Genomic DNA, 12,215 nt, shown 5'->3' with positions numbered 1-12,215 from the left:
GACATGGACAAACTGATCCGACATTGGCCTGCCGCCCTGGCCGCCGCGCTTTTGATCGCGTTTGGTGCCGTGCAGCTGGCGATTTTTAACACCGAGCCGATGGCGGCCGCCGAGCTAGACGCACGTCTGGCGCAGCTCCAACAAATGCGCGCGATCGCAGGAGCCGGCAAATGAGCGCGACGATAACAGCAACGGCAATGGCAACCGACAACACCTGCAACAGCAACTCGCGGCAGTACGAGCGGATCCCGCACTCTCTGTCTCCTCACCGTCCTAGCCGCTGGCGCAGCGTGCTAGAGGCCGGCGAGGCCGCACTGCGCGCCCAAGGAAAGCAGCCAGCCGCCATCGCGCGCACCGTGCTCGATCATGTGCAGTTGCACGCGCGGAGGCCTGACAAATGAGGTCGCATGCCCTTACCCCCCTCGCGCTCACCCTCGCCACCCTCGCCATACCGGCTCACGCCGGCGCGATGACAGGCGGGGCCACGGAGTGGACTCAGATCGCGAACCACGTCGAACTGGTGATGCAGGTTAGCGAGGCCATCAACACCACTTCGAACACGCTCATGACAGCGCAGGCGACGATGCAGCAGCTTCGCCAGTTGCCGCAGTCCGTCACCAACTCTATGAACGGGCCGGCCCTTGAGAAAGTGCGTGCTCTGGCGGAGGCCTACAGGGTGATGTCACAGGCCCGTGGCACGTACGAGGACGCCGCCGGGGTGCTGCGCAAGGCCGCTACCGACTCGGAGCGTCTCGGCATCACGCCGTCCGAGTTGCTGCGCCTGAAGGCGGATGCCGCCTACAAGCATGGCGGCGTCTACCAGCGGAGTTACGAGCAGGAGCAGGAGAAGCTGCGGCGCCTCGCCGAAACCTCAAGGGATGTCCAGAACCAGGCCAACACGGTGAAGAGCATCGACGCCAACGTGAAGGGCATCCAGTTTCTTGCGACGCAGAACGTGCAGATGCAGGCGACGTTGGCGGATATCGCCGGTTCGATCTCCACCGCCAATGCCAATGCCGCTGAGGCCGCGCGGCTGGCCGCAGTCGAGAAGGGCAGAGCGGCCGACCGCGAGCGGGAGATGCGGGCCGCGCGCGCACGTGCCGCACGGACGCCGGACGCGGGAATCAAGATGCCGTTTGAGCAGCAGCTGGTGAAATGAGGTGCGGAACATGAGCAGCGACAACAACAAAACCGTGGATCTTGTCGCTCGCCTCGTCGCGCGCGGCGAGCATGAGCGTGCCGATCTGGTCGCCGCCGTCGCGCGACGGCAGCAGGCCGGGCTTGACCCGGCAAACGACGAGAACGGCGGCGGGTTCGACTGGCGGGCGTTCGCTGTTTATTTTTCCCAGCGCTACCCGGGGCTGACGATCCTCGCGCCGTTCTCGGTGCTCTGCTGGATCTACCTTATCTACCAACTGGTTGCGAGGTAATCATGGCGCTTGGTGATATCTCAGGCCTGCTGTCCCCTCTGATCGAGCACGCAGCGGCGATGAGTTCGGCTTATGTTCCCCTTGGCAAAACCTTTTTGGCGCTCGCAGTCTCGATGTCCGCAATTTTTGCGATCTACGAATGGTGGCTCGGGGGCGGCGCCTCCGACGCCCTGGCGCGGCTGACGCGCGCCGGTCTGATCCTGACTATTCCTCTGACGCTGCTGTTCGGGTGGGACGGCTACATGAAAACCCTGACCGAATTTTTTTCGAAAGAACTGACCGCGCCGATCGTCGCCGTGGACGGCAGCGGCAGCGGGCCGGAGGCAGTCAAAAACGCAATCACCAAACTATCGCAATCCATGTTCCCGAACTCCCGTACAGTCGATGAGCGCAGCACATGGGAGCAGGTGCGCGATTTCATCACGAGCGAGGAAAGCATTGGGGGCGCGGTTCTTTCCTCGCTCACCGCAGCGCTCTTCGAACTGCTGCTGTTCTTAATCGCGCTCGTCGTGAGCCTGGCCCTCATATACGCGCTATACGGGCCGCTGCTAGCTTTGCAGCTTGGCGTCATCTTCGGACCCTTACTGATCGCCTGGATGCCCTTCCAGCCGCTTTCTCACCTTGCCCGGAACTGGCTCACGTTCATGCTCGCGCAGGGCTTTGCTCTCGTCGTTGGCGTTACGGTTGCGATTCTTGGTGCGAACGCCATCGCCGGCTACAGCGATCTAATGATCGAAATGGCTCGCGATCCATCGCTGCCGTGGTACCTCGAGATCGGTGCGCAATTCGGCGGATTCATGGCTATGACTGCCGTGCTCGTGTATATCAGCTTCATGCTCTTTCGAGCCGACGACATTGCCGCAGCGATGATCGGCGGAGGCGGTGCAGGCATGGGTGGCGTGGGCGCGGCGGTCATGAGTCGTATCAAGCTGGCTCGCGCGCCCAGCACAAAACCGCCCGGTTCACCGCCCCCGGCCAAGCCGCCGAGCGGAGGTTGACGTGGCTCCGCGCGCAATCGTGCCCGAGCCTTCGGCACCGGCGGCGCGCTGCGCGCCCTTTGGGCTTGCCGGGTGGTCATCGCCACGGCTGCGCCGTCGCGATGGTCAGAAAACCTTCAAAGCCGCACCGTCGCAGCCGGGGCGACCCGCGCAAACCGCACCGTCTTTCGTGAGTTCCTTCGCCCTTTTTTAGCGACCATAGCCGGGCTGGCGGGGGACCGGCGCTGCCCCGTGCCCCGTCGCGCGGGCGGGCAAGCTGCCGCCCGCCTTAAGCGCGCCGTGCCCCGTGTCATCGCCTTGCAAGGGGCTTTCGCGGCATAAAACGATCGGCCCGCCGGGCGCAAAAAAGCCCGCGCCCGGTGGGCCGACATTTATTCCACGTCCCCTTGCATCCCCCGCCAGCCCGTCTAAACCCGTCGCAAGGGCGAAGGAACTCACGAAAGACGGCAGCGCGGGCAAGCAGGACACCAGCCAGCGCCGGAGCAGAAAGCCGGGGCTCCAGAATCTTCGAATCCGGCAGTTTTGAAGGCAAAAGGAGACAAGCATGAGCACCACGACCATGACCGAAACCCCAAAATCCAAGCTCGTAGAAGCCATCGAACGCGGGCAATTTCAGGCAATTCCAGACATTTGTGAATCAATGGCACACGAGTTGGCGTTGAAAACCGATATGTTGGTTGATGCCATAGCCAAACATTCTCAAGCCGAACTCCAGCAAATTCTGATCGATGATGGGGGCCGCATAGCGTGTTATCAACGCGAAGTAGCCCGCACCATCACCCTCGCGATGCATCTCATGTTCCGGGCAGACACGGAAGAGATCTTCGAGCGCTGGCTTCTGACCCCGCCGGGGGCCGCTATGGCCCGGGGCGGGATCATGCTCGGCAACCTGCAGGCTGATCTTGAGCGAGTGTTGCGACGCGTTGAGGTCTTGTCGCGCCGGTTCCTCCACTTTCTCGAGGCAAGTCGAAGCGCGACGGAGCCGGCATGAGCAAACATTGACAGGATCGACGGTAACGCGAAAGGGAAGATGAAGAGCATGTGGACCTATATAAAGCGCGGTTTCGGCTACGGCCTCGGCGGTTCCATTGGCTGGAATCTGGGCAATCTGATTTGGCGTTGGATCGCCCGTGTGGTCGGCCTCGTGGCGCTCGCTATAGGGGCGAACTGGGGTCTCCCGATGCTCGGAAACAGTGTCGGCACTTACAACGAATACGCGAGGGTGCACCCGCTCGAGAAGCAGCGGAGTGAGCAGGAGAAAACGCAGATGCACAAAGAAAAGGAGACCCATCATGTCGAAAGAACCGCCGGCAGCAATTGACCCGGTGGCCTGGCTCGAATCACACGACCCGGGCGCCGGCCCGCTCACCGCGCTCGACTGCGGGCAGATGCTGCTAGATGAGTACGACGGCAACGGCTGGATCGCACTGCACGCGCGACCTGAACTGGCGATCGAAATCATGCTCGCGTGGTTGCTGCACGAAGCGCAGAGCGGAGACGTTGCGCGCGTGGCGGCACTGATTCCTCGGCTCGCCGAGTTCGTCGATGCTGCCGACGAGGCGAGATTCGACGATTAGACTCGAAATCTGCCATTCGTGATTATGCGGGTTATCACGAATACCTCTTGTTATGCTTCGATAAAGTTGGAGGCCGTAGGCGCGAAGTGGCTAGACGGTGCGCTCAAGGAATGAACGGAGTCTTGCGGTTAGTTCAATAGGGTCGCGCAGATCGCACTCCCAGACCGTTAGTACGGACCAGCCAAGCCGTGCCAACTCGGTCAAGTGCTTGGCGTCGCGCTGCCGGTTGCGTTGAATCTTGGGCAACCAGTAGTCTGCGTTTGTCAGCGGCACTCGCCGCCCGCGTTGACAATCGTGGCCGTGCCAGAAACAGCCGTGAATGAAGATTGCCTTCTTTCGACCAACGAAAACGACGTCCGGCTTACCGGGTAGCCCATTGCGATGGAGACGATAGCCTGTGAGGCCCATGCCGCGCAGAAGCCGGCGGACGGCCAGTTCGGGGGTGGTGTCGCGGGAGCGCACAGCTCGCATTGTGCGGCTGCGCAGCTCCGGCGTTTCGGTCATTGGCGAAACTCGATCTTGAGGCTTGGATCGGTTTCGACTTCTTCAATGATTTCGTTGTAGCGCGTCACCAGATCGCCGACCGCGACGCGGCGGCCGTCAGCTGCGAACTTGCCTAACTCGTACAGGTTCAGGGCGACGAACTGCTCGACCTCGAAAACGTCGATACGCTCCCCTAGGCCGGCGTTCTCGGCCAGGACCTCGGCCGCCGTCAGGCCGCGCGCCGTGGTTACGATAATCGGCCGGAAGCCATCATTGATGTTGTCGCGGCAGCGTTCGACGACGGCCTCGCCCGGGGCAGTGGTGACATGGACAGCAACGTCGCCGATGAAGAAGTCGCCAGCGCGACCCGATTGCGCGTCCGACGTGGAAAAGCTGTTGTGCCCGAATGAGCCATTGCCCAGGGCGCAATCCAGTTTCGCGCCGACCAGGTGTTGCAGCACCGCGCCCGCGTACTGCATGCCCGGCGTGTTGCGTTGCCGCTCATCGGCCTGGACGATGACATCCCGGACCAGCGTTCTCAGGCTACGCGAAGCGTCCAAGCGAATTTTGAACGGCTTGGCCGCGAAGAACTCGTGCACGCGCTCGATCCAGTAGGCTTCAATGGCATCGAGATCCACGGGGCGGATCAGCTCGTTGAGAAACCCGACGTACTCACGCATGTTGTTGATGCTGCCGCGGCTCGTCCGGCCGCCTTCGGCGGCCAGGACACGGGTAATGCCGTGGCGGTTGAGGACCGCTTGCACGGCCGCTCTTCCGAGGCCGAGCACTTGGCCGCCGGCATCAGTCAGCAGCTTGTCCGGATCGAGCGGCAAACCCATCTTGCGTGCGTGCTGAGTGATGACCAGCGCCACGCACAGCGGACCTTTGCTGCTGAATTTCCATTCCTTATTAAAGGTCTGGAGCGCGCTTCGCAAGTCCGCCACTACGCCGCCTTCTTCTCGGTCGCAAGGGCGGCGGCCAGCAGCGGCTCTAGGACGCTGTCGGCCAAGAAGCGCACCACCGGCACGGCCACGCCGTCGCCGGCGAGGTGATAGGCCTCGTTGTAGTTCTTCGGCAACATGTAGGTATCCGGCAGGCCCATGAGGCGAGCGGCTTCGCGCGGCGACAGCAAGCGCGAGCGGACGCGCTTGCCTTCGATGACCATGATGGTTTGCCGACTGGAGCCGCCTACGGGCGTGCGCAGGCAGCCGGCGATATCATCAAAGCGAATTTCTGCCCGCTGAGCTTTCTCGCCATTGGGACCGTCGGCGCGCGTGCGCTTGTAGATCGTGCCGACCATGCGGCGGCCGGCTTTCTTCGCAGCTTCGACCTTCGCCAGGTTATGGGGATTCATCAAGGCAAGTAGCTTCTTGGTTTCCGCCGGCGTGTGCCAAGTGACGCCCTGGGGATCGTCTTCCACTAAATCGGCGAAGATCGAGGCGCGGATCGGCGGCGCGGGAAGGTCCCACCACACCCACGCGCCTTGTGATCGTCTGGAGAGCTTGCCATAGGCTTCTACCAGCGCCGCCGGATGCCATTCGCCGGCTGGGCCGCCGGCGACGAGTCCCAGAGGCACGGGCATCGACTTGAGCGCGCCGATGATAAACAGTCGGGGACGCGACTGCGGGAGGAAGTGGACCGCGTTCACGATCACCGCGCCGAAACGGTAGCCCGCGCCCGCGAGCGCGGCGCAGATCGCCGCAAAGTCCTTTCCGCCGTGCGAACTGAGGGCACCGTAGACGTTTTCGAGGACGACCAGGCGTGGGGCGCGGTCTTCATCGCCTAGCGCCTTCACCAGCTTCCAGAACGGCCAGAACGTGCCCGAGCGCTCCCCCTTGAGGCCGGCGCCCGCGCCGGCTAGGGAAAGGTCCTGGCATGGAAATGACGCCCAAGCGAGATCAGCGCGGCCTGGCAGATCGGGGACTGTGAGCGTCCCCACGTCGCCGACGCGTAACTCATCGCCGTCCCAATTGACGGCGTAGCTCGCCGCCTTCTTCGGATCGAAATCGTTGGCGAATAGGCAATCCCATTCGGCACCCAAGCCGGCGCGGGCCATGCCGCCGCCGGCGAAGAATTCGTAAAAGCTAGGCATTGTTCCTTCTCCTGCCTTGTTTCAAGGGCGGGGTTGCAAACAGGCTTGCTTGCCTGCCATCTTGATGTTGGTCCGCAAAAGTTCGCATGAACTCTCGCAATACGTCAGAAGCCTGCCGGTTTTCTGACTGGCAGGCTTCAGCAAAGGCTTCTCGAAGCTCTCTCTCTACCCGGATCCGGATAGCGGCATCTTTCATGACCGCACACTAGCATGAGAGCGCACAATTGTGTATCCAAAACGGCAATTGTGCATCCAAAATCCTTAAAGCGGCTTTGCCATAAAGAGACAGTCCCAATCGCGGGGGAAAAGCACTAGCCCAGCTTCTTCGCCAAATCTTCAGCCCGCAGGTGCGTATACCGCTTGAGCATGGCGAGGGTCTTGTGCCCCGTGATGCTGGCGACCTCCATGCTGTCGAACACGCCTTTTTCGAACAGGCGTGACGTTGCCTCATGGCGTAGATCGTGGAACCTCAGGTCTATCAGAAATGCTTGGTCCGGCTCCCCCCCGGCCTTCTCGCAGTCGGCGATGTACGAGGCGTGCGCCCGCGTCAATGCGCGCCCCCACGTCTTGCTAAAACTGTCGGACGCTTTCCACCAGTAAAACACTCGGCCGTCGATCCCTCGCGGTAGCTTCTTCAGTTCATCCAGCACGGAAACCGCGGCAGGCGACAAAGGGACAGCACGGAGCGCATCGCCCGACTTTGTGCCGCGCTCGTCTATGCCCCGAATCACCATCACCCGCTTCGTCGTGTCAACGTCTGCCCAGCGTAGCGCAAGCAGCTCGCCCAAGCGCGCGGCGGTCTCAAGCGCAAAGCGGGAGAGGAGCGCGACGTGCTGTTCGCAAGCGGTCAGCAGATACTTTTCTTCCTCCGGCTGCAGGCGGCGGTCCCTGGCGTTTTTCTCGACCGGCCTGGAGACCATCGCGCAGGGGTTCGCGGGCAACGCGACCCCCCATTCTTTACCGGCCAGGTCGATCAACTTCGAGAGCAGATTGATTTCTTTCTTGACCGTCGATGCTGACAGACCGGCTTTCGTTCTCTTGTCACGGAAGCCGGCGATGAGCTTCGGCGACAGCGCGGCGAGCGAATATTTCCCCAGGTGCTGTTCCAGCACCCTCAGGGCCGGGCCGAAGTGCTTGCCACGCTTGTTTGGCAGCACTTCGATGCGATACCGCCCGATCAGATCCTGCAGCGTCGTCCGCTCCACCTCGGCGCGGCTGACGAAGACACCGCGATCCATCTCGCTTTCAATCTGCCGCGCCCAAGCTTCGGCCTCTTTGCGAGTGTTCCAGGTTTTGGATTGCAGAGGGTAGCCTTTCCGTTTGACGATGGCCTGCCACTGCAATTCGCCTCTTTTACGGATTGTTGCCATTTAAAAATCGCGGGTGACGAGCGGGTGACAACAATTCTATCGAATTTGCTGTAGTCGAACAAATTCAAGGCTTTCACGGGTTATACAATTCGCCTTGTAAGCGGTAGGTCGTCAGTTCGAATCCGACAAGCGGCACCATCGTCTCCGGAAATCCGCAGCCCGCTGGGCCTGCGGATTTTTTCTTTTGGACCGCCGGAAACCCTATTCGATGCCCAGGCGTTCCAGCCGATAGCGCAGGCTGCGAAAGGTCACGCCGAGTAGCCGCGCCGCCGCGGTCTTGTTGTATCGAGTCTGCTCGAGCGCTTCGATGATGGCCGCGCGTTCGGTCTGATCCAGGTAGTCCTGCAGTGGATACTTGCTTCCCGGCATCGCCGCGGTCGAAGGCGGCGGGGGGACGAGGTTGAGGTCCGCGGCCCGGATGCGCGCGTTCTCGCACAGGGCGAGCGCACGTTCGAGGATGTTTTCGAGTTCACGCACGTTGCCGGGGAAAGCGTAGGTGCAGAGTGCCTTTTCGGCGTCGCGCTCGAGTTCGACCGCGCGTCCGCCGAGCTTTTCGAGCAGAAAGCGCGCCATTTCCGGGATGTCCTCGGCGCGGTCGCGCAGGCTCGGCATGAGCAGGTCGATGACGTTGAGCCGGTAATAGAGATCCTGGCGGAATCGGCCGGCTTCGACGAGTGCCGCGAGATTCTGGTGCGTCGCGCTGATGATGCGCACGTCGACGTCTTCCTCGGTGGTCGCGCCGACCTTGCGCACCTTCTTTTCCTGCAGCACGCGCAGCAGCTTGACCTGCATCGACAGCGGCAGGTCGCCGACCTCGTCGAGGAAGAGCGTGCCGCCGTTGGCCGCTTGGAAGAAGCCGGTGCGATCGGCTTCCGCACCCGTGAAGGCGCCCTTGCGATAGCCGAAGAATTCGCTCTCCATGAGCGCCTCGGGAATCGCGCCACAGTTGACGGCGACCAGCGGCTTGTCGGCCCGATTGCTCGTTTCGTGGATCAGACGTGCGGCGAGCTCCTTGCCGCTGCCTGACTCGCCGCTGATGTGAACCGGCGCCTGCGTGCGCGCGAGCTTGGCGATGCGGGCACGGATGTCCTGCATCGCGCTCGAGTTTCCGATGAGCCCGCGGGCTGTCGCCGCCTGACCCGACGAGGCCGGGACCTGCAGCGCGGACTTCACGAGCGTGCGCAATTGATCGAGCGCCACCGGCTTGGCGAGGTAGTCGAAGGCGCCGGCCTTGAGCGCCGCGACGGCGTTGCCGGCGTTGCCGTAAGCCGTGATGACGGCCGCGGGGACCGGGACCGGCAGGGCATTGGCCGCGGCGATGACTTCCAGACCTTCGCCGTCGCCGAGGCGCATGTCGGTCAGGCACAAGTCATAAGGCGTATTCGCGAGCCGGGAACAGGCGTCGGTGACGGTCAGCGCGCGGTCGGTTTCGAGGCCCATCTTGAGAAGCGTGAGCTCCATCAGGTCGAGCAGGTCGGGCTCGTCGTCGACGAGCAGGATGCGCGGGCGGTTCGAGGGTTTCATGTGTCCTGACGCAGGCTCAGGCGGAAATTCGCGCCGCCGGCTCCGGGCAGGTAGACGAGCGCCGCGCGGTTCGCTTCGGCCAGTTCGCGGGCGAGGAAGAGGCCGAGTCCGGTCCCCTGCGCGTCGGTCGTGCAGAAGGGCTCGAACAGTTTTCCCTGCTGCTCCGGCGACACCCCCGGGCCGTCGTCCGCGATGTCGAGCTGGAGCGTCTCGCCGACGGTGCGCGCGCTGACGCGGATACTGCCGGCCGCGCGCGTGCTGAATCGCCAGGCGTTGCGCAGCAGATTCCAGAGAATCTGGCGCAGGTGGTCGGCGTCGAAGTGGAAACGAACGTTTTCAGCCATCTCGACTATGACGGCAGTCGCCGGGATTTCTTCAGTCTGGCGCAATTCGTCGATCATCGCGCCGAGGGCCGCGCCGTCGATCCGGACCGGGCGCAGGCGGTCGCGCCGATTGAGCGTGAGGACTTCCTCGACCAGGCGGTCGAGGCGGCGCGCATTGTTTTCGATGATCGCGACCAAGCGTGTCTGCGTCGGGCCTTGGGCGTCTTCCTGCAGCAACTGCGCGGCCTGGGTGATGGCTGACAGCGGGTTGCGGATCTCGTGCGCGATGTTGGCGGTCAGGCGGCCCAGGGCCGCGAGCTTGAGCCGCTGCGCCGCTTGCTCGGCCTGGCTCTGGTCCTCGAGCACGAGCACGCGGCTGTCGTCCGGAATGCCGAGCGGAATGCAGCGGACCCGCAGGCGGGCGAGCGGCGTGTCGAGGACGGCGGTCGAGCCGCGCTCGACCCGCTGCGCCAGTTGCGCGAGCGCGGGCGCGCAGGTGTCGAGCCGGGTCAGTCCGGGCCGGATCGGCGCGGTGACGCCGAGCAGCGAGAGGGCGCGCGGGCTCGCGTGGCGCAGGACGCCGTCGCCGCGGATCGCAAGCAGGCCGTCCGGGGAGTTCTCGATCGCGAGCGCGTTGATCCGGTTGAGCAGCGCCAGTTCATCCGCCTGCTGCTGAGCCAGGCGCTCGGACTGCAGCGCGCGCTGGGTGAGCGCGTGGGCGAGGATGCCGATGGCGAAGTAGCCCATGCAGAGCAGCGCGATCTGCAGGAGGCTGTCGGTGCCCTGACCGCCCTGCAGGATGCTGACGGCGTGCTGGAGCAGCACCGCGATCGATGCGACCGCGGCATAGAGCAGGGTCAGACGACCCCGGCCGACCAGGCCTCCGGAGGCGATCGAAATGACGAGCAGGAGCCCCATGCCGGCGAGCCGCTCGCTGGTCGACATCATCAGCGTCACCAGCACGATGTCGGCGAAGATGTGTATCGTGAGCTGGACGTCGAAGCGCGGCCAGCGCGCGCGAACCCCGAGAATGAACAGCGCCGCCGCGACGAGGTAGCCGTAGGCGATGATCTGGAAGCGTTCCGCCGCATCGGAGCGAAACAGGCTCGCGTCGCCGTAGAACATCTGCGCGCCGAAGACCAGCGCGGCCGCGAGGGTCAGGCGATAGAGGTTGAAATAATCCAGGCTACGCCAGTGGGACGCGAAATAGCCCGGCGTCGGCGGGCGCGGCATGGGGGCCGCGAGACTCATTTTTTGCCGATGCGCTGGTGTTCGGGCGTGCAGTAGAAGTCGCCGCCGGAATAGATCGCCTCGCTGCGCGGCAGGTTCACCCCGCAGTGGGCGCATTTCACCATGTCTTCTACCTTGTCCTTGGTCGACGACGACGGGCGGGCGATCGAACGCTGGTAGGTGCGCAGCAGCGCCACGACGACGAATACGGCGGCGATCAGCAACAGGATCTTGATCACGTGGATCTCCAAAAGACAGGTCGACGCCAAGGATACCTTCGCTCGCCGGCGCCCGCCGTTTCATCGATGAGAAAAGCTCGTCGACTTTCTTTACGCCAGCCCACGATGCGCAGCAGTAGAAGGCCCGAGCGCATAAAAATATCCAATTAAAACAATTACATAATCGGATGGTAGGCGACTTGGGCCTGCATCTTGCTCCGTTGTACGTATAACAATCACACGCTGTAAAAAATACTATGCTGGCTCTGCGCAATGTCTTCCTGACCTTGGGTTTTCTCTCCGTCAGCGCTCTCGCGCAGGCGAGTCCGATCGTTCTCGACGGCGACCACTTCTCGATCACCTACGACGACGCGCAGGTCGGCGTCTACCGCCAGGGCCAGCTCTCGGGCTCCCTGGACACCGTGTATTTCCTGCCGACGAACCTCGCGCTCGCCACGGCAAGTCCCTCCGCAAACATGCAGGCGGGACTGCAGTTCACCATGACGATCGACCCCGGTTACGTTTTCGACGGGCTGGTGTTCGCACAGAACGGCAACTACTTCCTCTCGAACGCGGGGCAGGTCGCCGCGTCGGCTTCGCTCGAGGCGCGCGATCTCGATACCGGCGCTGCCGCGACGCTCGCCATCGATTCCGCAGACGCGTTGACTGCCGTGGGTGTCACCACCGGCTGGGACTTTGGCGGAGTGCTGGGCGGCAGTGCCCTGGACGGCGCGAGAACGCTCCAGATTTCGCTCGATAACACGCTGACCGGCGAGCCGGTTCGGGGGATCGGGTTCATCCAGAGCACCTACGTAGGATTCCGCGTGCAGACTCGGGCGCACGCCGTCCCGGAGCCCTCGGGCCTCGCGCTGATGCTTGTGGGCGGTTTCGCCGCAATCGCCGCCGCCGGTCGGCGTCGCAGCAGGACGCGGCAATCCACTTGAGCCGCCAGCGGCAACACACATAAATA

At 63.3% G+C, this 12,215-nt stretch carries 16 protein-coding genes; 9 read left to right on the top strand and 7 right to left on the bottom strand.

Going from position 1 to position 12,215, the window contains the following annotated elements; genetic code table 11:
- The first annotated feature begins 3 nt into the window (after window positions 1–3).
- The 8 genes from TBD_RS15000 (at window position 4) to TBD_RS09100 (ending at window position 4,005) form a co-directional block, all read left to right on the top strand.
- A complete protein-coding gene (locus tag TBD_RS15000; protein WP_187147190.1) occupies window positions 4–174 on the top strand; it encodes a hypothetical protein in 171 nt (56 codons plus the stop codon).
- Entirely contained in the window at window positions 171–401 is a 231-nt protein-coding gene (locus TBD_RS14840) for a hypothetical protein (RefSeq protein WP_148203033.1), read from the top strand. The genes TBD_RS15000 and TBD_RS14840 overlap by 4 nt, the downstream gene beginning before the upstream one ends.
- Window positions 398–1,159: a hypothetical protein gene (locus tag TBD_RS09125; RefSeq protein ID WP_011312331.1), complete on the top strand. Its 762-nt coding sequence runs from the start codon at window positions 398–400 to the stop codon at window positions 1,157–1,159. Before TBD_RS14840 ends, TBD_RS09125 begins: the two co-directional genes overlap by 4 nt.
- Before the next feature lie 10 nt (window positions 1,160–1,169).
- A complete protein-coding gene (locus TBD_RS09120) occupies window positions 1,170–1,430 on the top strand; it encodes a hypothetical protein (protein WP_011312330.1) in 261 nt (86 codons plus the stop codon).
- 2 nt (window positions 1,431–1,432) lie between these two features.
- A complete protein-coding gene (locus TBD_RS09115) occupies window positions 1,433–2,428 on the top strand; it encodes a type IV secretion system protein (protein WP_011312329.1) in 996 nt (331 codons plus the stop codon).
- Window positions 2,429–2,972: 544 nt separating this feature from the next.
- Entirely contained in the window at window positions 2,973–3,419 is a 447-nt protein-coding gene (locus TBD_RS09110) for a hypothetical protein (protein ID WP_041432634.1), read from the top strand.
- A gap of 48 nt (window positions 3,420–3,467) precedes the next feature.
- Window positions 3,468–3,749: a hypothetical protein gene (locus tag TBD_RS09105; RefSeq protein WP_187147189.1), complete on the top strand. Its 282-nt coding sequence runs from the start codon at window positions 3,468–3,470 to the stop codon at window positions 3,747–3,749.
- A complete protein-coding gene (locus TBD_RS09100; protein ID WP_011312325.1) occupies window positions 3,721–4,005 on the top strand; it encodes a hypothetical protein in 285 nt (94 codons plus the stop codon). The genes TBD_RS09105 and TBD_RS09100 overlap by 29 nt, the downstream gene beginning before the upstream one ends.
- A 90-nt stretch (window positions 4,006–4,095) precedes the next feature.
- Here TBD_RS09100 and TBD_RS14590 read toward each other — a convergent pair whose 3' ends face one another.
- From TBD_RS14590 to TBD_RS14835, 7 genes are all read right to left on the bottom strand, one after another.
- Window positions 4,096–4,509, bottom strand: a complete 414-nt coding sequence (locus TBD_RS14590) for a very short patch repair endonuclease (RefSeq protein WP_011312324.1) — start codon at window positions 4,507–4,509, stop codon at window positions 4,096–4,098.
- Window positions 4,506–5,432 (bottom strand): DUF4928 family protein, encoded by a 927-nt coding sequence (locus TBD_RS09095; protein WP_011312323.1) that lies wholly within the window; start codon window positions 5,430–5,432, stop codon window positions 4,506–4,508. The genes TBD_RS14590 and TBD_RS09095 overlap by 4 nt, the downstream gene beginning before the upstream one ends.
- On the bottom strand, window positions 5,432–6,580 hold the full coding sequence (locus tag TBD_RS09090; RefSeq protein WP_011312322.1) for a DNA cytosine methyltransferase: 1,149 nt from the start codon (window positions 6,578–6,580) through the stop codon (window positions 5,432–5,434). Before TBD_RS09090 ends, TBD_RS09095 begins: the two co-directional genes overlap by 1 nt.
- Window positions 6,581–6,891: 311 nt before the next feature.
- Complete coding sequence (locus TBD_RS09085) at window positions 6,892–7,950, bottom strand: site-specific integrase (RefSeq protein ID WP_011312320.1); 1,059 nt, start codon at window positions 7,948–7,950, stop codon at window positions 6,892–6,894.
- A 201-nt stretch (window positions 7,951–8,151) separates the two neighbouring features.
- On the bottom strand, window positions 8,152–9,474 hold the full coding sequence (locus tag TBD_RS09080) for a sigma-54-dependent transcriptional regulator (protein WP_011312319.1): 1,323 nt from the start codon (window positions 9,472–9,474) through the stop codon (window positions 8,152–8,154).
- Window positions 9,471–11,048 (bottom strand): two-component system sensor histidine kinase NtrB, encoded by a 1,578-nt coding sequence (locus tag TBD_RS09075; protein WP_238376441.1) that lies wholly within the window; start codon window positions 11,046–11,048, stop codon window positions 9,471–9,473. The genes TBD_RS09080 and TBD_RS09075 overlap by 4 nt, the downstream gene beginning before the upstream one ends.
- Window positions 11,045–11,266 (bottom strand): PP0621 family protein, encoded by a 222-nt coding sequence (locus tag TBD_RS14835; protein WP_041432631.1) that lies wholly within the window; start codon window positions 11,264–11,266, stop codon window positions 11,045–11,047. Before TBD_RS14835 ends, TBD_RS09075 begins: the two co-directional genes overlap by 4 nt.
- A gap of 236 nt (window positions 11,267–11,502) precedes the next feature.
- On the opposite strand from TBD_RS14835, the gene TBD_RS09065 reads away from it, so the two are divergent.
- The gene (locus TBD_RS09065; RefSeq protein ID WP_011312317.1) at window positions 11,503–12,189 is read left to right on the top strand and encodes a PEP-CTERM sorting domain-containing protein; all 687 of its coding nucleotides are present in this window, start codon (window positions 11,503–11,505) and stop codon (window positions 12,187–12,189) included.
- Window positions 12,190–12,215: the final 26 nt, after the last annotated feature.

This window comes from Thiobacillus denitrificans ATCC 25259, from assembly GCF_000012745.1.
GTDB lineage: Bacteria > Pseudomonadota > Gammaproteobacteria > Burkholderiales > Thiobacillaceae > Thiobacillus > Thiobacillus denitrificans_B.
The sequence above is the reverse complement of the archived record's forward strand: the minus strand, read 5'-3'. Positions and strand labels throughout refer to the sequence as shown.